The sequence below is a fragment of the Comamonas fluminis genome, assembly GCF_019186805.1.
Classification (GTDB): domain Bacteria; phylum Pseudomonadota; class Gammaproteobacteria; order Burkholderiales; family Burkholderiaceae_C; genus Comamonas; species Comamonas fluminis.
Window position 1 is genome coordinate 1910002 of record NZ_CP066783.1, and the last position, 20420, is coordinate 1930421.

A 20420-nucleotide genomic window follows, 5' to 3' on the forward strand; every position below is an offset into this window, starting at 1 on the left:
GTCGGCATGGTCTGCTTATTTCGTGGCTAGGGTGTATGTTTGTATCGGTATTTCGCTTGCGCGGAGTACCGATTTTTTTATTCCTGAAGCTTGTAGCGAAATGCCTGAATCAGGCAGGCGGCGACGGGTTTTCCTTGCCAGGTGGGAGGCGAGAACTTCCACTGGCGCAGAGCCTGAATGGATGCCTTGACCAGCGCCGGATGGGCGCCGGGCCGCACCGCATAGTTCCCGAGTTGTCCCGTCTCTGAAATCTGGAAGATGATCACGACAGGCCCCTCAGTATTGCTGTCGATCAGAACTTTTGGGTAGTCAGGCAGGGCGGTGCGCTGGATCTGGGGCGGCTGATCGAGTTGTATGGATGACAGGCAGTCTCTGAGCCATGCCGGGCGCTCTGAGGCTGAAATCCACGGGGCTTGCTGGCTGCCCTGTGGCACCAATGATGGCGTGGTGCGCGGCCCCGCAGTGGGCGGTACCGCATAGATGGGTGCGGGGGCATCTTGGGGCTGCACAGGTTGCGGCTGCACAGGTTGCTGCACCTGGCTGCGGTCAATGACCGTGCGCTGCGCCGACTCTTCAATCGGCGGCTCTGGCTTCAGGGGCACTTGCCTGCAGCCCCCCAGCCAGAGCATGCCCAGCAGCAGGGCCAGCGCAGGACGATGTGGAAGGCAGCGATAGCCAGAGCGAAGTGCTGAAATCATGCGGAAGTCTCCTGGGTGCAGCCCGCAGCATTGCAGGTGCGGGCTGTTGCATGGAGACTTTTATACTTGGGCCAGTGCCTGCTCCAGGTCGGCCAGCAGGTCGTCAATATGCTCAATGCCTACCGACAGGCGCACCATGCCTTCGGTCACGCCCGCCTTGGCCAGCTCTTTTTCATCCAGCTGGCGGTGTGTGGTCGAGGCAGGGTGCGTGGCCAGTGATTTGGCATCGCCAATATTGACCAGACGTGTGAACAGCTGCAGCGCATCCAAAAAGCGCGCTCCAGCCTCGCGCCCCTGTGCCCCCTTCAAGCTGAACGACAAAATGCCCGATGCACGGCCGCCCGACTGCTTTTGCACGATGGCGTGGTCGGGGTGGTCTTTCAGGCCCGCATAGCGCACCCATTCCACCTTGGGGTGGTTTTGCAGGGTTTCGGCAATCTTTTGCGTGTTCTCGCAGATGCGGTCCATGCGCAGCGCCAGGGTTTCAATGCCTTGCAGGATCTGGAAGGCGTTTTGCGGCGAGATGGCAGCGCCCATATTGCGCAGCGGCACCACGCGGGCGCGGCCGATAAAGGCGGCTGGGCCCAGCGCTTCGGTATAGACCACGCCGTGGTAGCTGACGTCGGGCTCGTTCAGGCGCTTGAAGCGGGCTTTGTGCTCCGCCCAGGGGAACTTGCCGCTGTCCACAATCGCGCCGCCCACGCTGGTGCCGTGGCCGCCCAGGTATTTGGTCAGCGAATGCACCACGATGTCTGCGCCAAACTCGATGGGGCGCAGCAGGTAGGGCGAAGGCACGGTGTTGTCCACGATCAGCGGCACGCCGTGCGCATGGGCCACATCGGCCAGGGCCTTGATGTCGGTCACATTGCCCAGAGGGTTGCCGATGGATTCGATGAACACGGCCTTGGTTTTGGCGTCGATCAGCTTGCCAAAGCTGGCCGGGTCGCGCGGGTCGGCAAAGCGCACCTCAATGCCTTGCTGGGGGAAGGTGTGGGCAAACAGGTTGTAGGTGCCGCCATACAACGTGCTGGCCGACACGATGTTGTCACCGGCTTCAGCCAATGTCTGGATGGCCGCAGTGATGGCGGCCATGCCCGAAGCCACGGCCAGCGCGGCAATGCCGCCTTCCAGTGCGGCCACGCGCTTTTCCAGCACATCGGTGGTGGGGTTCATGATGCGGGTGTAGATATTGCCCGGCACCTTCAAATCAAACAGATCGGCGCCATGCTGGGCGCTGTCGAACGCATAGGCCACCGTCTGGTAGATGGGCACGGCGCAGGCCTTGGTCGTGGGGTCGGGGGAATAGCCGGCGTGTACGGCAAGGGTTTCGATGCGCATGGTGCTGTCTCTCTTTAGGGTTGAAGAATGCTTTTCGAGGAACCTGATCGTTTCATTATGCGTAGCTGTGAACGACGCATGAACGACACAGTAGCTATGTGCTTATGCGACTTCTGAAAAGACGATGATCGAAATCGTCAGGGTGTGGATACACTTTGCAGGAAAATTGACTACATAATTTTTAACATTCTCCTACAGGAGTCATTTCGGTGAACGAGCCCGCAGACCTGTACTTTGCGCTGATAGCACCGGCTTGCGTCGTGCTGTTCGGCGTGGTGCTGGTGCTTTGCTGGTGGGCTCAGCGGCATCGGGCGCAGTCAAAGTACCTGCTTTGGCTGGCCGCCGGGTATGTGCTTCCGGCTGCCGCCTTGGCCGCTCAAAGTCTGATGAGCAACGCGCAGCTGGGCAAAACGGCGCTGCTGACGGGCGTGCTCTATCTGTCGGGGGCCTGGTGCCTGGCTCAGGGAATGTCGCTGCGATTTGCCGGGCGCCGGGCCAGTGTGCTGGCGGGCCTGCTCATCGGGGGCTTTGCACTGTCCGGAGTCTTTTATTTTTCAGAGCTCAGCGACCGGTTGTGGATTCGTGTGCTATTTCTCAATCTCGGGGTGGGCTTGCTGCAGTTACTGGCCGTTTTGCCACCGCATCGCTTGTCGGCCGGTGCAGACAAGCTGGAAAAGACGGTGCGCTGGACTTATGGCCTGTTTGCCATTTACTCATTGCTGCGCGCGGTGGCAATCTGGCTTTTGCCTGTGCAGGAGAATGCAGAGCTCACACGTTCTGGCTATTGGCTGCTGACCCTGGCGGGCACCACCTTGTTCAGCCTGTGGTTTGCGCTGGTGCTGCTGGCATGTTCAGTGCGAGATGTTTTCATGACGCTGCGCGATGAGCGCAACCGCGATCAGCTCACTCGACTGCTCAATCGCCGGGCTTTTATGGAAGCTGCAGAGCCTTTGCTGCAGGACAGGCGCCTGACATCCTGGGCAGTGGTGGCCGTTGATATCGACCATTTCAAACAGATCAATGACAACTGGGGGCATGGCGCTGGTGACCATGTGCTGCAGCAGTTCGGGCTGCTGCTGCCCCAGCAGGTCAGAGACCGCGATCTGGTGGCGCGCTTTGGTGGCGAGGAGTTCATGCTGCTGCTGTCAGACGTGCAATTGTTCGAGGCGCATGCCATCGTGGAGCGCATCCGGGCAAGCCTGCAAAGCCATGTGTTTGAGCAACTGCCCTCGAATGCTCGCGTGACCGCCAGCTTTGGTGTTGCACCGCTCACATCGCTGCAGGGACTGGATGCCGCCCTGCGGCAGGCCGATGAGCTGCTCTATCAGGCCAAAAAAGCGGGGCGCAATTGTGTGCAGATGCCCGGCATGCCCGAGTTTGCGCATACCCAGCCCATGCCTGTGCTGGGTGCTTCTGAATCAATAGCATTAAGCGCTGGATAGCAGGGCGCTGGGGGCCTTTCTGCCATTCAGCGCGGGTGTGTGCTGCGCCTGCCGCCAGGAGCTGGAGCGGCTGGCGGCTGCCATGAGTCCAGTGCCGCGTGAATCACGGCTGGGGCATGGGCGTCATTGGCGGCATAGCGCACCTGGGTCGGGCTGAGCTGCTGCGCGGCCCAGTTGGATGTGGTGGTGCGTTTGGATTTGTGAAAGCTGCGCTGCAAAACCAGTGCAGCCGCAGCGCGCACACCGACGGATGCGCCGTAGCCGTGCTGCTTGAAGCGCTTATCAAGATCCTGAATGTTGACGAGATCGGCAGCCAGCTTTTGCGGCAGGCTGTGGCGGTCGTTGTCCAGCCCGAACCCTACTTTGCAGATATGGGCTGCGGCCATCAGCTCGCGCGTAATTTCCAGCGCCATGGGGTGGTGCAGTTGCAGCAGCCAGGCCTCAGAGGTGGTGGCCAGTTGCACCAGATGCGGTCCGGTATCGCGCTGGCCCACATTGAAGAGGGGCTTGCTTTCGGTGTCGAAGCCCAGCACTGGCTCTGCGATCAGCGCGCGGTAGCTGGTTTCAAATTCGGCCGGTGTCTGAGGCAGGTGGATGGCGCTGGCAGGCAGTTCTGCGAACGCAGGAAGCAGGGCGCTTTCCTCTTTGCTGGGGGCAATCAATCGGGGCATTGCCAGATTACACAACAGCTTTTATTGTCCCCAGATGATGTGGGCCGGTCTGTGGGTAATTCTGCGCAAAAGCCCTGAAAGCCATGCCTGCCAAGGCTTTCAGGGTGGTGCCTAAAAAACAGGCTGCTCAGGTATCAGCGCCTGGTAAAGGCTGCTTGACGCTTTTCCAGAAATGCATTGACACCCTCACGGCTGTTGGCGTGTCTTGAGCAGTCGGCGATGGCCAGCTTCTCTTCCTGCAGGTGCTGCGCCAGATCATGCCCGTGGGCGTTGTCGCACAGCTTTTTGATGTGAGCCAGAGCGTTGGTGGCCCCGGCTGCCAGTTCTTCGGCCAGTTTGATGGCTTCTGGCATTAGCTGGTCTGGCTCATGCAGCTCATCAAAAATGCCCATGCGCAAAGCATCTTGCGCGGAGACGGGGCGGTTGCTCATCAACAGGTATTTGGCGCGTGCTGCCCCGGCTCTGCGGCTCAGGTAATAGGACGAGCCAAGATCCGGACTGAGGCCAATGGCCGAGTAGCCGCCACGCAAAAACACCTTGCTGGAGGCCAGAACCAGGTCGGCACACAGGCCCAGGCCCAGACCGCCACCACCAATATTGCCCTGAATGGCGCTGATGACGGGCACTGGAAGGGTCACCAGCGTCTGCATCACGGGGTTGAGTGCGCTCAGCAGTTCTTCAATCAGTGCAGGCAGTTGCTCGCGGTTCTGCACAAACTCTCGGATATCGCCACCCACACAGAACTGTTTGCCGCTGGCAGAGATCAGTACGGCCCCAATTTCGGCACGGCTGGCCTGCTGCACCACGGCGGTTAGTGCATGGGCCATGGGTGTGCTGATGACATTGCCCTGATCGGGCTGGTTGAGAATGATGTGGCCAACGCCGTTGCGCACTTCCCAGAGAACAAGGTCTGACATCAGGCTACCTTTCTTTGATGGTTTTCCCAGAATGGCGCGCGCAGCACCGTCTTGAGAATCTTGCCAGCGCCCGATAGCGGCATGGCATCGATAAACGAGACCCCTCGCGGACATTTGTAGCTGCCAATGCGCTCCTTGCAGAAGGCAATCAGCTCCTCGGCTTCAAGCGCAGCGCCGGGCTTGCGCACGATAAAGGTGTGAACCAGCTCGCCCCATTGTTCGCTGGGTATGCCAATGACAGCGCACGAGGCCACAGCCGGGTGGGTGGTGATCACGCTTTCGACTTCAACGCTGTAAACGTTCTCGCCGCCGGTGACGATCATGTCCTTGAGCCGGTCCACGATGAAGACATAGCCGTCCTCATCCATGCGGCCACCGTCACCGGTGTGCATCCAGCCGTCGCGGATGGCGGCCGCAGTTTCCGAGGGCTTGTTCCAGTAGCCCAGCATGACACCCGGCCCGCGCACGACGACTTCACCCACTTCGCCGCGTGGCAGCTCATTGCCTTCAGGGTCAACAATGCGCACTTCGGTGCAGACCGTAGCGCGGCCTGCGCTGCGGTGCCAGCCTTTGGCGCGGCCTTTCTCGCGGTGCATTTCGGGCTTGAGGATGGTGGCGACGGGGGAAAGCTCTGTCATGCCGTAGGCCTGAATAAAGCCTGCGTGAGGGATGGCCTTCATGGCGCGGTCCAGCAGCCCTTCCGAGATGGGCGAGGCGCCGTACAGCATCTGCTGCAGTGAGCTCAGATCGTATTGATGGATATCGGGGTGATCCACCAGCATCTGGATCATGGTGGGAACCAGCAGCATGTCTGTAATGCCGTGGGCGGCGATGGCCTGCAATACACCAACCGGATCAAAGCGCGGCAGCATGACGTGGCAGCAGCCTGCGGCAAACAGGGCATTCATGAAGGCACCGTCAGCCAGGTGGAACATGGGGGCAGCATGCAGGCCAATGCTGCCGCGCCGCACGGTTCCTTCGGCTACACCCAGAATCGAGTTGGTGTAGAGGTTGCCGTGACTGAGCATCACGCCTTTGGGCGAGCCGGTGGTGCCGCCGGTGTAGAACACCCCGGCCAGATCATTGCCGCTGCGCATGGCATCTTCGACGGGGGCTGCCTCGGCCACCAGAGCCTCGTAAGACAGCATGTCTTGCGGTGCTGCACCGTCACCTAGATGAATCAGTGTCTTTAAAGCGCTGGAGAGTTTTTTGATCTCCGGGATAAGTGGCAAAAACGTATCGTCCACCAGCAAAACATGGGTCTGGCAATCGTCCAGAGAGTAGGCGATCTCGGTTGCGCTCCAGCGGATGTTGATGGGGTTGACCGCTGCGCCCGCCCAGTAGCAGGCCATGTAGTACTCCAGATACCAGTCCGAGTTCAGGCTCAGGATGCCAACCCGGTCACCGGCCTGCACACCCAGTGCATGCAGCGCCCCGGCGAAGCGGGATACGCGCTCACTCAGTTGCGCAAAGCTGCGTTTGCGTTCCCTGTAGATGCTGGCGGTGGCATGAGGACTTTGCTGTGTGGCGCGTCGCAGGCTTTGCGTGAGGTACATGGAAGAGGCCTTTCTGGTGGAGCGGAAAAAGCAGCCGCAGGGATTTACTGAGAGAACAGTTTTCTGGCGATCAGATCCTTCATGATTTCGTTGGCACCTCCGTAGATTTTCTGGATGCGTGCATCGGTGTACATGCGGGCAATGGGGTATTCCTCCATATAGCCGTAGCCACCAAACAGCTGCAGGCATTCATCCATGACCTTGCATTGCTGCTCGCTGCACCACCACTTGGCCATATATGCAGCCTCGTTGTCCAGCGTGCCATCCAGCAGCCGCTGTATGCAGTCATTGACGAAGCTGCGCACCACATGGGCAGTGGTCGCACATTCGGCCAGCTTGAAGCGGGTGTTCTGAAAATCGGCAATCGTCTGGCCAAACGCCTTGCGCTGCTGGGTGTAGTCCACCGTCAGGGCCATGGCCATTTCAATAGCGGTCGCAGCGCTGACGCCCAGCAGCATGCGCTCATAGGGCAGTTGGCTCATCAGCTGTTTGAAACCCTGGCCTTCTTTGCCGCCCAGCAAGTGGCTGGCAGGAATGCGCAAGTCTTCAAAGAACAGTTCGGCCGTGTCAGAGATATGCTGGCCAATCTTGCTCAGCCTGCGGCCCACGCGAAAGCCGGGCAGGTTCTCGGTCTCCAGCACCACCAGAGAAACGCCGCCACTGCCCGCATCACCTGTGCGCACGGCCACCACCAGCAAGTTGGCGCAGTAGCCGTTGGTGATGAAGGTCTTGGAGCCATTGATGACGTAGTGCTCCCCCTCCAGCTTGGCGCTGGTGCGCATCGCTTTTAGGTCAGATCCCACACTGGGCTCGGTCATGGCAATGCCAGCCAGCAGTTCACCACTGCACAGCCCGGGCAGCCAGCGCTGCTTTTGCGCTTCGGTGCCGTAGGCCAGCAGGTAGTGCGATGCAATGGTGTGCACGCTGGTGATGGCATGAACTTCAGCCTTGGTCAGTTCTTCCTGCACTACCAGTTGATAAGCCAGATTGCCGCCCCCGCCGCCCCATTGCTCGTCCATTTCGGGCAGCAGAAAGCCGTGCTCGCCAAATCCCTTCCAGGTCTCGCGCGGCACATAGCCCTGGGCGCGCCATGCAGGCACATGGGGTGTCAATTCACGCTCTATGTAGCGGCGTACCTGTTCCCGGAAGGCTTCGATGTCGGTGTCCATCCAGGCATGTTGAAAAGGTTTGGGTAGCTGCATGCTCAGACTCCTGTCAGTCCGCCGGTGCACATCAGGGTCTGGCCACTGATGTAGTCCGACTCGGGTTGGCAGAACAGGTAAACAGAGCCTGCTGCCTCATCGGGCGTACCCGCCCTGCCCAGGGGAATCATCTGCTCCATGGCAGCCATCAGGCCGGGGTTCACCCCCACCTTGATGTCGCGGCCCTCGATGCGCGCAGTCTCGCCATCTGCGGTGGAGTAGGTCAGCCGCGTCTTTATCAGTCCGAAGGCCACGCAGTTCACATTGACGTTAAGGCGCCCCCACTCTTTGGCCAGAGTCATGGTCAGGCCTGTGATGCCCGCTTTTGCGGTGGAGTAGTTCGTCTGCCCCGCATTGCCAAACAGCCCCGCTACCGACGAGATGTTCACCACCTTGCGCATGATGCGCTGACCGGCTTCCAGCTCTGCCTTGGACAAGGCCTTGATGACGGGCTGAGCCGCACGCAGTATGCGAAATGGCGCCGTGAGATGGCAGTCGAGAATGGCGTACCACTGCTCATCCGTCATTTTCTGGATGACGTTGTCCCAGGTGTAGCCCGCGTTGTTGATGATGATGTCCAGCCCCTTGAACTCCTGGACTGCAGTGCCCACAAAGCGTTCGGCAAAATCGGTGTGGGTGACATTGCCCACGCAGGCAACGGCCTGGCCACCCATTTCGCGAATCAGTGCAATGGTTTCATCGGCGGGCTCCTGGTCCAGATCGTTGATGACCAGCCGCGCCCCTTCGCTGGCCAGTTTCAGCGCAATGCTGCGACCGATTCCCCGGCCGGAGCCCGATACCAGAGCCACTTTGCCGTCGAGTTTTCCTGTCATCGTGTCTTCCTTTCAAGGTTCAGGGCAGAGTGATCCAGGCATCGCCTGCGATCTTGATCTGGCCGTGCTGATTGGTGGTTTGCACCTCGATGCGCACGCTGCGGTCAGCGTCGCGTTTTTCGGCAATGTGGCCTGTGCAGCTCATGGCATTGGCCAGATGGCTGATACCCAGAAAGCGCACGTCAAAGCGGTTCAGCCGGGACTGCGGCGCCCAGTTAGTCAGCAGTCGCCCCAGCCAGGCCATGCCCAGCATGCCCTGTGCAAAGACATCTGGCATGCCTGCCTTGCGGGCGAAGTCGGTGTCGATATGGATGGGGTTGTGATCGCCAGATGCACCGGCAAACAGCGCCAGAGTGGTGCGGTTGATGGGGGGCAGGGCCAGTGGCGGCAGCGCATCGCCAACCTGAACGCTTTCATAGCGAGGGGTGTCCATCTGTGGCCTTTCCTAGTTGCGAACCACGATGACCGTGCGCATTTCGGCGACCAGTTCGTTGTTCTGGTTGACGGCGCGGGACGACTTCACAACGAACTCCAGCGCGCCGTTCTTTTTGTCATAGATATCGTCCACCTTGGAGCGCACGGTAACGACATCACCCGCGCAGGCACTGCGGTGGTAGCAAAAGCTTTGTTCGCCATGCAGTATCTTGGCGATGGGGATTTCCAGCGTCTGCAGCAGCAGGTCTGATGCACCGCTGTCCAGCTCTGCCGCAAACAGAAAGGTTGGCGGGGCAGGCAGATCGGCATAACTTGCTTGGCGTGCTGCATCCACATCGGTATAGATGTCGCGGGTCTCGCCAATCGCCTTGGCGAAAAATCTCAAGCGGCTGCGATCCAGGCTCAGCGTTGACGCTGGAAGCTCGTGCCCAATCCATTTCTTGTCAATCATGGATGGCCTTTCAGACGCGTTCGTACAGCGTGACTACGCAGGCGCCGCCCAGCCCCAGGTTGTGCTGCAGGGCCAGGCGGGCGTTCTGCACCTGGCGCTGGTCTGCTCGGCCACGCAACTGCTGTACCAGCTCTGTGCACTGCGCAAGGCCCGTAGCGCCAAGGGGGTGGCCTTTGGATAGCAGGCCGCCCGATGGGTTGGTGACGAACTTGCCGCCATAGGTGTTGTCGCCGTCGCAGACAAATTTTTCGGCACCACCAACAGGGCACAGGCCCAGCGCCTCATAAGTCAGCAACTCGTTGTGGGCGAAACAGTCGTGCAGTTCAACCACGTTGACATCCTGAGGGCTGATGCCTGCCTGCTCATAAACCTGGCGCGCAGCTTCCTGCGCCATGCTGAAACCCACAACCTCACGCATATCGTGCGTCTCAAAGGTTTTGGGGCTGTCTGTGGTCATGGACTGAGCGCGGATACGGACGCTGTGGTCCAGCCCGTGCTTGCGCGCATAGGCTTCAGACACCAGCAGGGCAGCTGCCGCGCCGCAGGTGGGTGGGCAGGCCATGAGCCGGGTCATCACGCCGGGCCACATCACGGGGGATGCCATGACCTCCTCTGCGGTCACTTCGGTGCGAAACAGCGCCAGAGGGTTGCGCGCCGCATGGCGGCTGGCCTTGGCACGAATCTTGGCAAAGGTCGAGAGCTGCGTGCCGTACTGATCCATGTGCGCCTTGCCCGCGCCGCCAAAGTAGCGCAGGGCCAGTGGTACGCCGTTGTCTCCGACCAGGGCATCGGTCTCTTCTTCAAATCGGTCAAAGGGGCTGGGACGATCGTTGAAGACCGAGCCCAGCGCGCCGGGAGTCATTTGCTCGAAGCCAAGCGCAAGCACACAATCTGCAGCGCCGCTGGCGACGGCCTGACGCGCCAGAAACAGCGCGGTTGACCCCGTGGAGCAGTTGTTGTTGACATTGACGATGGGAATGCCTGACATGCCTACTTCGTACAGTGCGCGCTGGCCTGCGGTGGAGTCAGCATAAACATAGCCCACGTAGGCTTGCTGCACTGCGTCATAGCTCACGCCCGCATCTGCCAGAGCCAGCCCCGTTGCGGTGGATCCCATCTGGAAGTAGGGATCGCTCTTGCCGGGTTTGGCAAACGGAATCATGCCTACACCGGCGACAAATACATCACGACTCATGGAAGACTCCTTGAAACAGATGGCAAATACGGAACGGTCATTGGCATCGTAGAAATTACCGATGCGTAAACCCATTGCGGAGCGCATCTTTCATATGTCAAAAGACCTCAAAGTGATTGCGCGATGGCTGTTGCTTCTCCGGTTCCGTTCACGATCTCCATGGCCCTGGTAAGGGGCATTGCCGCAGGCGTGCGCCGCCGTGGTCATGACTGCGAAGCGCTTTTGCAGCGGGCCGGGATTGCGCCGGAACTGCTGGCGCAGCAAGGGGCACGGGTTACCACGGATCAATATGTCGCTCTGATGTGGCGCGTGCTGGAAACGCTGGGTGATGAGGCCATGTGCCAGTTCTCGCGCCCGCTCAAGCGCGGCAGTCTGGAGCTCATTGCACGACAGTCGCTGACCGGGCACAGCATGGAGCTGGCGCTGCAGCGCATGTGTGAGGTGCATGCGCTGCTGCAGGATGAGGTGGATGTGCTGCTGGTGCGCGACGGTGCGCTGGCAGGCATTGTGCTGCGGGCAGTGGGTAGCGAGCCGCTGCCGAATTTTCTTTATGAGTTTTCACTGCGCGTGCTGTGGCGACTCACCGCATGGCTGATGGGCGGCACGCTCAAGGTGCAGCATTTCGACTTTGCCTTTGAGCGGCCTGACTATGCCAACGACTATGGCGAAACCTTTCCCGCGCCTCTGCATTTTGGCAAGCCCTGCTCAGCCTTCTGGTTTGACGCACGCAAGCTCTCGCGTGTGTGCAGCCGTGATGAGCAGGCGCTGCAGACCTTTGTTGCCAGCTGGCCAGCCGCAGCCATCATGCCCCCGCGCACGGGCGAAGGCATAGATGCGCGGGTGCACGCCCATCTGCTGCAGTCGCGTCCGCAATGGGCGGGGCTGGAATCCACCGCTGCCGATCTGCATATGTCCGCGCCTACGCTGCAGCGCAAGCTGGCTGCGGCGGGAACATCATTTCAGGCCATCAAGGACGAGCTGCGCCGCGATATCGCTGTCTCGCGGCTGGGGACCAGCCGGGTCAGCTTTGCCGAGCTGGCTGCAGATCTGGGCTTTGCAGATGCCGCCGCTTTTCAGCGTGCTTTCAAAGGGTGGACCGGCAGCTCGCCAGGCCTGTATCGCGCACGTCCTGGAATTGACTGACGACGGTTTAAGTTGTTGAAAACCCTTGCGTACAAGCCCTAGATATTTTTACCAAACAAGTGATTGGTGAAAATAAAAAAGGCCGATATGCTGGCCCTCATGCAAGCAGGCACAGAAGTCGAAATCGAGAAAAAACGCGGACGCGGCAGGCCCCCAAAGTCTGCTGATGAACGCAATGAAAGTGCGCGCCGTGGAGAGCTGGTCTGCGTGGCAGCGAAGCAGTTCCGGCTGCGTGGGTTTCATGGCACCAGCACCCGCGATATTGCAGCGGCGGCTGGCATGCAACCGGGTTCCTTGTTCTATTTCTTTGAGAGCAAGGAAGCCATGCTGCATGCGGTCATGCGCGATGGAATGGCGCAGGCCGCTGCCAGCCAGAGTGCGGCTCTTGCCGCGCTCAGCCAACGCGCCAGTGGTGTGCAGCGGCTGCGCGCGCTGGTGCGCAATCATCTCCAGATCATGGTGGGGCCGGATAGCGACTTTATTCCGGTAATGCTTTATGAATGGCGCTTGCTCAGCGAAGCCCAGCGACTGGATGTGAGTGCGCAAAAAGATGAGTACGAAGCGCAATGGATGCCTGCGCTTGAGGCCTTGCATCACACCGGAAAACTCAAGGCCAGACCTGAAATTGCGCGGTTGCTGATTTTTGGCGCCCTGAACTGGACGGCGCAGTGGTTCTCGGACAGCGGCTCTCTGACGCTGGATGAGCTGTGCGATCAATCTCTGGCTTTATTCATTGGGGAGCGTTGATGTACCAATCCGTTTTCCGGCCTGCGCTGTTTGATGGGCAGGTTGTAGTGGTGACTGGTGGTGGCTCAGGAATAGGGCGCTGCGTAGTGCATGAACTGGCCTTTCTGGGGGCAACGGTGGCACTGGTCGGGCGCAACCTGGACAAGCTGGGCGCGGTGCAAAGCGAGTTGCTGCAGGCGGGTGTGCCAGCAGCACGTATCAGCACCCATGGCGCCGATATTCGTGACGAGGCGTCAGTCAAGGCGCTGGTGACCGAGGTGCTGAGTCAGCATGGGCGTATCGATGCATTGGTCAACAACGCGGGCGGGCAGTACATTGCGCCGCTGGCTAGCATTGGTGCCAAGGGCTGGCAGGCGGTGCTGGATACCAATCTCACGGGCGGCTTTCTGATGGCGCGTGAATGCTTTGTGCAGCACATGGCTGCGCACGGCGGCTCCATCGTCAACATGGTGGCGGATATGTGGGGATCCATGCCGGGCATGGGCCACAGCGGCGCAGCACGGGCGGGCATGGTCAGCTTTACCGAGACAGCGGCGGTGGAGTGGGCGCCGCATGGCGTGCGCGTCAATGCCATTGCCCCCGGTTATATCGCATCCAGTGGCATGGATCACTACCCGCCCGAGGCTGCAGCCATGCTGCGCGAGATGCCTGCAACCGTTCCGGCAGGGCGCTTTGGCAACGAGGCCGAAGTGTCTGCATCCATTGTGTTTTTGCTCAGCCCTGCAGCCAGCTTTATCAGCGGCACCGTGCTGCGCGTGGATGGGGCGCGACCACAGGTGCGCCTGGGCATGGGGCCGGTGGGCGCCAGTGCGGATGTGCAGCAGCGCGCAGCCGTGCGCGCCTTCGACGGCTTTCCGCTTTATCAGAGCCCCAAGGTGTTCCAGCCATGAAAGCTTTTGCATCGCAATGGAACGCTGGCGGCGAACAGGCGCAGCAGCGCACCGCCGCAACGCTGCAGCGTATTGCCGCACTGCGTGAGCTGGAGCAACGCGCCGCCGATGCGTCGCAGCGCTCCAAGCCGCAGTTTGAAAAGCGCGGCCAGTTGTTGCCGCGTGAGCGTGTAGCGCTGTTGCTGGATGCGGGGGCACCGTGGCTGCCGCTGTGTTCGCTGGCGGGATATTTGCAGGACAGGCCCGATGCGAACAAGTCCGTGCCGGGCGGCGGCATGCTGGCGGGCATTGGTTTTGTCAGCGGTGTGCGCTGCATGGTGGTGGCCAGCGATTCCGGTATTGAAGCCGGCGCGATTCAGGAAAAAGGCCTGGACAAGATGCTGCGCGTGCAGGAGATTGCGCTGCAGAACAAGCTGCCCTTTATTCACCTGGTGGAGAGTGCAGGCGCCAATCTCATGCGCTATCGCGTTGAGGGCTTTGTGATGGGCGGCGCGCTGTTTCGCAATTTGGCGCGCCTGTCTGCGGCAGGCATTCCGGTGATTACGGTGCAGCATGGTTCGGGCACTGCTGGTGGGGCTTACATGCCAGGCTTGTCGGATGTGGTCATCATGGTGCGGGGGCGGTCACGTGCATTTCTGGCGGGACCGCCATTGCTCAAAGCGGCCACGGGCGAGATTGCGACGGAAGAAGAGCTGGGCGGGGCCGAGATGCACACCGGTGTCTCGGGTCTTGGGGAATATCTGGCAGAGGATGACCGCCATGCGCTGGGCATGGCGCGTGATGTGGTGGCGCAGCTATCTCAATGGAAAGTGCCTCAGGTCCAATTCAATAAAGCGCTAGCAGCTATGAATTCAGGAGTCGCGGCGCCACGTTTCAATGCAGAGGAACTTCTGGGCCTGATGCCTGCGCATCACCGCGAACCTGTGGACATGCACGAGGTCATGGCGCGGCTGGTGGATGGCTCGCAGCTTTTGCCCTTCAAGTCCAGCTACGGTGCCGCAACGCTGTGTGCGCAGGCGCATATCGGTGGTCATGCGGTGGGCTTGATCTCAAATAACGGCCCCATTGATGTCGCCGGTGCCAACAAGGCCACGCACTTTATTCAGTGGATGTGCCAGCTCGGTTACCCCATCATCTATCTGCAGAACACCACGGGCTATATGGTGGGCAAGGACAGCGAGCAGGCCGGCATGATCAAGCATGGCAGCAAGATGATTCAGGCGGTCACCAATGCCACCGTGCCGCAGATCACGATTCAGTGCGGTGCCAGCTTTGGCGCTGGCAATTACGGCATGTGCGGGCGTGGTTATGCGCCGCGCTTTCTGTTCAGCTGGCCCGGCGCCAAGACGGCGGTGATGGGCGGCGAACAAGCTGCCCGCACCATGCAGCAGGTAACCGAGGCCGCCATGGCACGCAAAGGCCTGCCTGTGGATGCCGAGCAGATGCAAAAGCAGTACGACCAGATCGTGACCATGTTTGAGGCGCAGGCCGATGCCTTTGCCACAAGCGGCCTGCTTCTGGACGATGGCGTTATCGACCCGCGAGACACCCGCGATGTGCTGAGCTTTTGCCTGGACACGCTGGCCGAAGCCGATTCTCGTGCCCTGCGCCCCATGCAGTTCGGGGTGGCGCGCATGTAGCTTCATACCAGGCAGGGTGCCCCATCTCGCAACCTGCTGCTTATCTTCCCCATCAGAACGTCAATGGAGACTAGCCATGCAATGGACCCACGAGCATCTGGAAGTGCGCAAGACCTTGAAGCGCTATATCGACGAGCAGATCAATCCGCATGTCGATGAATGGGAAGAGGCGGAGATATTTCCGGCCCACAAGGTGTTCAAAGGGCTGGGCAATCTGGGGCTGCTGGGGCTGACCAAGCCTGAAGCCTATGGCGGCGCAGGGTTGGACTATTCGTACAGCCTGATGATGGCCGAGACCCTGGGCCATATCCGCTGTGGCGGTGTGCCCATGGCCATTGGCGTGCAGACAGATATGTGCACCCCGGCACTGGCGCGCTTTGGCAGCGATGCGCTGCGTGAGCAGTTTCTGGCCCCAGCCATTGCGGGCGATATGGTGGGCTGCATCGGCGTGAGCGAGCCGGGGGCGGGCAGCGATGTCTCGGGTGTCAAAAGCCATGCGCGCAAGGATGGCGATGACTACATCATCAGCGGCCAGAAGATGTGGATCACCAACAGCATTCAGGCCGACTGGATGTGCATGCTGGTCAACACCAGCGATGGCCCGGTGCACAAGAACAAGAGTCTCATCATGGTGCCGCTGCGTGACGGGCCCAATGGCAAGCTGACCAAAGGTGTGGAGGTGGCGAAGAAGCTGCGCAAGATTGGCATGAATTCCTCTGATACGGGCTTGCTGTTCTTTGATGAGGTGCGCGTGCCGCAGCGCTATCTGGTGGGGCAGGAGGGGCAGGGCTTTATCTACCAGATGCAGCAGTTTCAGGAAGAGCGCCTCTGGGCATCGGCCAGCGGCCTGGTGGCCATGGATGAATGCATTCAGGAAACGATTGAATGGGCGCAGCAGCGGCGCATGTTCGGCAGCAGCCTGATCGGTCAGCAGTGGGTGCAGTTCAAGCTGGCAGAGCTGCAGACCGAAGTCGAAGCACTGCGGGCGCTAACTTATCGTGCGGCCGATGTTTATATGAGCGGGCAGGATGCGCTGCAACTGGCCAGCATGGCCAAACTCAAGACTGGGCGGCTGACGCGCGAAGTTGCCGACACCTGCCTGCAGTTCTGGGGCGGCATGGGCTTTACCTGGGACAACCGCATCTCGCGTCTGTACCGCGACGGGCGGCTGGCCTCCATCGGCGGCGGTGCTGATGAGGTGATGCTGGGCATCATCGGCAAGACCATGGGGCTGATCAAACGCCCTTCGCATTGAACGCAAGGCCAGGGGAATCAGCATGGCTCAAGTGCTTGAAATCGAACGCCAGCCAATGGGTAGCGGTGCGATGGAATGGTGGCGACTGAATTCGCCACAAACACGCAATGCGTTGACGGATGAACTGGTGCTGGCATTGAGTGAACAATGCGCCAGAGCTACTTCAGACGGGCAATTGCGCCTGATTGTGCTGACCGGCAATGGCGGCAATTTCTGCGCCGGAGGCAGCCTGGGCAGCTTTGCCAGCAGCATTGGCCGGCCTTTGCAAAACGGCCAGGCCGATCCGCTGGTTCAGTTCAACAGGGATTTTGGCCGCTTGCTGCAGCAACTGGCCGCTTTGCCGCAGCTGTTGGTGGCGGCTGTGCAAGGTGCCGTCATGGGCGGCGGTGTGGGCCTGGTCTGCGTGGCTGATCTGGTGCTGGCAGATTCTGCAGCGGTGTTTGCCACGCCCGAAGTCACACTGGGCATTGTGCCTGCGCAGATTGCCCCCTTTGTGCAGCGCAGGCTGGGGGATGCGCGAGCGCGGCAATGGTTGCTGTGCGGTCAGCGCTGGTCGGCCAGGCAGGCTTTTGAGGCGGGGCTGGTGCAGCGGGTTGTCGATGCTCCGGATGCCGCCAGCTGGCAAGCGCAGCTGCAGCAACAGATTGGGCAATATGCGCTGGCCGCACCGCAGGCGGTGGCTGCCAGCAAAAAGTTGATGGCGGGTGATGCAGGCCAGAGTCTGGATGCCGTGCTCGATCAGGCGGCCATCGCCTTTGCGCAGGCACTGCGCGGGCCGGAAGCGAGTGCGGGGCTCAAAGCCTTTGCCAGCAAGCAGGCTGCGCCCTGGGTCACTGCAGGAGGTGAACGATGAAGCGCATTCTGATTGCCAATCGCGGCGAGATTGCGCTGCGCATCATGGCCACGGCCCATCGCATGGGAATTGAAACCGTGGCCGTGTATTCCGATGCGGATGCCCATAGTCTGCATGTGCAGCAGGCCACGCAGGCTTACGCACTGGGGGGGCTGACGTCGGCGCAAAGCTATCTGAATGTGAGCAAGCTGCTGGCTGCAGCAAAGGCTTGCGCGGCGGATGCAGTGCACCCAGGTTATGGCTTTTTGAGTGAGGATGCAGGCTTTGCGCAGGCGGTGCAGGATGCAGGGCTGATCTGGATAGGCCCGCCGCCAGCCGCCATCCGTCAGCTGGGCAGCAAGGCGGCGGCTAAGCAACTGGCCAAGGCCCATGGCGTGCCATGCTTGCCGGGCTATGAGGGAGCAGATCAGTCAGAGGCGCGTTTTGAGTCTGAGGCCGCAGCCATAGGCTATCCCGTCATGGTCAAGGCTGTGGCTGGCGGTGGCGGGCGTGGTATGCGGCTGGTGCCGGGTGCGGAGCAACTGGCTGCGGCGCTGGCTGGTGCCAGGTCGGAAGCGCTGGCGGGCTTTGGTAACGGTGATTTGCTGGTTGAGCGCGCCATCATGCACCCGCGCCATGTAGAGCTGCAGATTTTTGCCGATGCACACGGCCATGTGATTCATCTGGGCGAGCGTGATTGCTCCGTGCAGCGCCGCCATCAGAAAATCATCGAGGAAGCACCTAGCCCAGCGGTGAATGCAGAGCTGCGTGAACGCATGGGGCAGTGCGCGGTGGCACTGGCCAAAGCGGCAGGCTATGTGGGCGCGGGCACGGTGGAGTTTTTGCTGGAAGGCCAGCAGTTCTATCTGATGGAGATGAACACGCGGCTGCAGGTAGAGCACCCGGTGACCGAAGCGTTGACGGGGCTGGATCTGGTGGAGTGGCAGATTCGCGTGGCCAGAGGCGAGGCGCTGCCGCTGACTCAGGCCCAAGTTCAGCTCCATGGTCACGCCATTGAGGTGCGCCTGTGCGCTGAAGATGAGAATTTTCAGCCCCATACCGGTGTGGTGAAGTATTTTGAAGCCCTGGATGCGGCCGCTTTTCAGCCTGCGTCGCTGCGCTTCGATCATGGTCTGGCCTGCGGCAGCGAGGTCACTCCCTATTACGACGCCATGCTGGGCAAGCTGATTGTTCATGCGCCCACGCGGCAGCAGGCAATTGACCAGCTTATCCACGCGTTAGGGCAGCTGAAGCTGCTGGGCATTCCTACGAACCGTGCTTTTCTAATGGAGTGTCTGGGCGATGCGGTGTTTCGCCAGGGAAAGGCGCTGATCTCCTATCTGGCGGGGGATGCTGCTCGGCTGCAGCAGCAGTTGCGCGAAAAAGAATCTCAGTCACACAGACTGTGGGGTGTGCTTGCTGCCGTGGGGAAGATGCCCGGCAGCATGGCCTGCAGCTATACCCAGCTGCGCAAGCTGCGCCATCGTGGGCAGAGTCAGGAGCTTGCGCTGCAGCCCATCAGCCGTAATAGCTGGTCTTGCCGTGCGGATGACGGGGAAGCTGTGGTGCTTCAAATTAATGAGCTGTATTCGCATGGCTGGAGAGCGCTGCAGGCCGGTTTAATGCAAAGCATCAGCGCAGTTCAAGTGGCTTCGGAAGAAGGATTGGCCCGCTGGCATCTGCAGGCTGGCGCGGTGGACTGGTGGGTGGATGATGTCAGCTATCAGCCGCCGCAGAGTGCAGTGGGGGCGGCACAAGCCAGCGAACTGCGTGCACCGTTTAACGGCAAGGTCGTGCAGATCACGGTGAGCCAGGGCCAGACCCTCAAGCCCGGTGAGGTGGCCCTGGTCATCGAATCCATGAAACTGGAGCACAGCCTGAGCGTGCGGGCTGACTGCGTGGTTGAGACCGTGCTGGTCAACGCTGGCCAGCAGGTCGCGCCGGGCCAGGTTTTGCTGAAACTGGCACCGCTGGAGGGCACGGGCCATGCATGAACCGACCGAGCGTGAGATGCTTTATGACATGGTGCGTCGCTTTGCCAGCGAGCAGATTGCGCCCCATGTGACGGACTGGGATGAGGCGGGAGAGTTTCCGCGCCAGCTCTATCTGCAGGCAGCAGAGCTGGGCCTGCTGGGTATTGGTTACCCCGAGGAATGGGGCGGCACGCCCGCATCGCACAGCTTGCGTTCAGCGCTATGGATTGCGCTGTGCCGCCATGGTGCCAGTGGTGGCGTGCTGGCCAGCTTGCTGTCGCACAACATCGGCCTGCCGCCAGTGGTGGCGCTGGGTAGTGAGACCCTGTGCAAGCAGGTTGTGCCCGATGTGCTGGCGGGGCGCAAGATTGCGGCGCTGGCCATTACCGAGCCCGGTGGCGGATCGGATGTGGCGGCGGTGCGCACCCGTGCCCGCCGTGATGGGGATCACTATGTCATTGATGGTGAAAAAACCTTTATCACCTCGGGCATGCGTGCAGACTGGATCACGGTGGCGGTGCGCACGGGCGAGGAAAAAGGCGCATCAGGCCTGTCGCTGATTCTGGTTCCTGGCGACAGCGCTGGTTTGCGACGCAGCCGCCTGCACAAAATGGGCTGGCAATGTTCCGATACTGCGCAGCTGTTCTTTGACGGCGTGCGTGTGCCAGCAAGCCATCTTCTGGGGGCGGAGGGCGAGGGCTTTCGCGCCATCATGCACAACTTCAATGGCGAGAGGCTGGGCATTGCCTGCGGCGCGCTGGGTTTTGCGCAAGCCTGCTACGACGAGGCGCAGGCCTGGGCGCAGCAGCGCAAGACCTTTGGCGTGACCATCAATCAGCATCAGGTCATACGCCACAAACTGGTGGACATGCAACAGCGCATACGCAGCACCGAAGCCTGGCTGGACGCCGTGGCCGCACGCGCAGATGGCGGCGATACCGGCGCGGATTGGGTGGGCGAAGTCTGCGTGCTCAAAAACCAGGCCACACAAACCATGCAGTTTTGCGCCGATACGGCGGTGCAGATTCTGGGCGGTATGGGATTCATGCGTGGCACCGTGAGTGAGCGCATTTACCGCGAGGTCAAGGTGCTGACGATTGGTGGCGGCACCGAAGAAATCATGAAAGAGCTGGCAGCGCGCCAGTGGCGAATTTAAAGCGAAATTGGCCTGAAGCGCTTGTCCATCAAGTGCTATCAGCTTC

General features: G+C 60.7%; 19 protein-coding genes. 9 read left to right on the forward strand and 10 right to left on the reverse strand.

All coding sequences use genetic code 11. From position 1 onward, the window contains the following. Positions 1-77: 77 nt before the first annotated feature. Together JDW18_RS09150 and JDW18_RS09155 are read right to left on the reverse strand one after the other, a co-directional pair. Entirely contained in the window at positions 78-698 is a 621-nt protein-coding gene (locus tag JDW18_RS09150) for an energy transducer TonB (protein WP_218243309.1), read from the reverse strand. A 60-nt stretch (positions 699-758) separates the two neighbouring features. After that, positions 759-2036, reverse strand: coding sequence for an O-acetylhomoserine aminocarboxypropyltransferase/cysteine synthase family protein (locus JDW18_RS09155; protein ID WP_218243310.1), 1278 nt, complete (start codon positions 2034-2036; stop codon positions 759-761). A gap of 209 nt (positions 2037-2245) precedes the next feature. On the opposite strand from JDW18_RS09155, the gene JDW18_RS09160 reads away from it, so the two are divergent. Beyond that, on the forward strand, positions 2246-3478 hold the full coding sequence (locus tag JDW18_RS09160) for a GGDEF domain-containing protein (RefSeq protein ID WP_218243311.1): 1233 nt from the start codon (positions 2246-2248) through the stop codon (positions 3476-3478). Positions 3479-3504: 26 nt separating this feature from the next. On the opposite strand, the gene JDW18_RS09165 is transcribed toward JDW18_RS09160, so the two are convergent. The 8 genes from JDW18_RS09165 to JDW18_RS09200 form a co-directional block, all read right to left on the reverse strand. Continuing rightward, positions 3505-4149 carry a 3'-5' exonuclease gene (locus JDW18_RS09165; RefSeq protein WP_218243312.1) on the reverse strand — a complete coding sequence of 215 codons (645 nt, stop codon included), beginning with the start codon at positions 4147-4149 and terminating at the stop codon, positions 3505-3507. 134 nt (positions 4150-4283) lie between these two features. Further along, entirely contained in the window at positions 4284-5066 is a 783-nt protein-coding gene (locus tag JDW18_RS09170) for an enoyl-CoA hydratase/isomerase family protein (RefSeq protein WP_218243313.1), read from the reverse strand. Beyond that, entirely contained in the window at positions 5066-6622 is a 1557-nt protein-coding gene (locus tag JDW18_RS09175; RefSeq protein ID WP_218243314.1) for an acyl-CoA synthetase, read from the reverse strand. Before JDW18_RS09175 ends, JDW18_RS09170 begins: the two co-directional genes overlap by 1 nt. Before the next feature lie 44 nt (positions 6623-6666). Further along, positions 6667-7824: an acyl-CoA dehydrogenase family protein gene (locus JDW18_RS09180; RefSeq protein ID WP_218243315.1), complete on the reverse strand. Its 1158-nt coding sequence runs from the start codon at positions 7822-7824 to the stop codon at positions 6667-6669. A 2-nt stretch (positions 7825-7826) separates the two neighbouring features. Then, positions 7827-8657: an SDR family NAD(P)-dependent oxidoreductase gene (locus JDW18_RS09185; protein WP_218243316.1), complete on the reverse strand. Its 831-nt coding sequence runs from the start codon at positions 8655-8657 to the stop codon at positions 7827-7829. A 19-nt stretch (positions 8658-8676) separates the two neighbouring features. Next, positions 8677-9090, reverse strand: coding sequence for a MaoC family dehydratase (locus tag JDW18_RS09190; protein ID WP_218243317.1), 414 nt, complete (start codon positions 9088-9090; stop codon positions 8677-8679). Positions 9091-9102: 12 nt separating this feature from the next. Continuing rightward, positions 9103-9543 carry a MaoC family dehydratase N-terminal domain-containing protein gene (locus JDW18_RS09195; RefSeq protein ID WP_218243318.1) on the reverse strand — a complete coding sequence of 147 codons (441 nt, stop codon included), beginning with the start codon at positions 9541-9543 and terminating at the stop codon, positions 9103-9105. A gap of 10 nt (positions 9544-9553) precedes the next feature. Beyond that, complete coding sequence (locus tag JDW18_RS09200) at positions 9554-10738, reverse strand: lipid-transfer protein (protein ID WP_218243319.1); 1185 nt, start codon at positions 10736-10738, stop codon at positions 9554-9556. Positions 10739-10861: 123 nt separating this feature from the next. Between JDW18_RS09200 and JDW18_RS09205 the strand changes: the two genes are divergently transcribed. From JDW18_RS09205 to JDW18_RS09240, 8 genes are all read left to right on the forward strand, one after another. Further along, positions 10862-11881 (forward strand): AraC family transcriptional regulator, encoded by a 1020-nt coding sequence (locus tag JDW18_RS09205; protein WP_218243320.1) that lies wholly within the window; start codon positions 10862-10864, stop codon positions 11879-11881. Positions 11882-11968: 87 nt separating this feature from the next. Beyond that, entirely contained in the window at positions 11969-12628 is a 660-nt protein-coding gene (locus JDW18_RS09210; protein ID WP_218243321.1) for a TetR/AcrR family transcriptional regulator, read from the forward strand. Beyond that, positions 12628-13518, forward strand: a complete 891-nt coding sequence (locus JDW18_RS09215; RefSeq protein ID WP_218243322.1) for an SDR family oxidoreductase — start codon at positions 12628-12630, stop codon at positions 13516-13518. Before JDW18_RS09210 ends, JDW18_RS09215 begins: the two co-directional genes overlap by 1 nt. Further along, positions 13515-15158, forward strand: coding sequence for an acyl-CoA carboxylase subunit beta (locus JDW18_RS09220; protein WP_218243323.1), 1644 nt, complete (start codon positions 13515-13517; stop codon positions 15156-15158). The genes JDW18_RS09215 and JDW18_RS09220 overlap by 4 nt, the downstream gene beginning before the upstream one ends. A 76-nt stretch (positions 15159-15234) precedes the next feature. Further along, a complete protein-coding gene (locus tag JDW18_RS09225; protein ID WP_218243324.1) occupies positions 15235-16413 on the forward strand; it encodes an acyl-CoA dehydrogenase family protein in 1179 nt (392 codons plus the stop codon). A gap of 22 nt (positions 16414-16435) precedes the next feature. Continuing rightward, complete coding sequence (locus JDW18_RS09230; RefSeq protein ID WP_218243325.1) at positions 16436-17266, forward strand: enoyl-CoA hydratase/isomerase family protein; 831 nt, start codon at positions 16436-16438, stop codon at positions 17264-17266. Then, complete coding sequence (locus tag JDW18_RS09235; RefSeq protein ID WP_218243326.1) at positions 17263-19239, forward strand: acetyl/propionyl/methylcrotonyl-CoA carboxylase subunit alpha; 1977 nt, start codon at positions 17263-17265, stop codon at positions 19237-19239. The genes JDW18_RS09230 and JDW18_RS09235 overlap by 4 nt, the downstream gene beginning before the upstream one ends. Next, complete coding sequence (locus tag JDW18_RS09240) at positions 19232-20374, forward strand: acyl-CoA dehydrogenase family protein (RefSeq protein WP_218243327.1); 1143 nt, start codon at positions 19232-19234, stop codon at positions 20372-20374. The genes JDW18_RS09235 and JDW18_RS09240 overlap by 8 nt, the downstream gene beginning before the upstream one ends. Positions 20375-20420 lie beyond the last annotated feature (46 nt).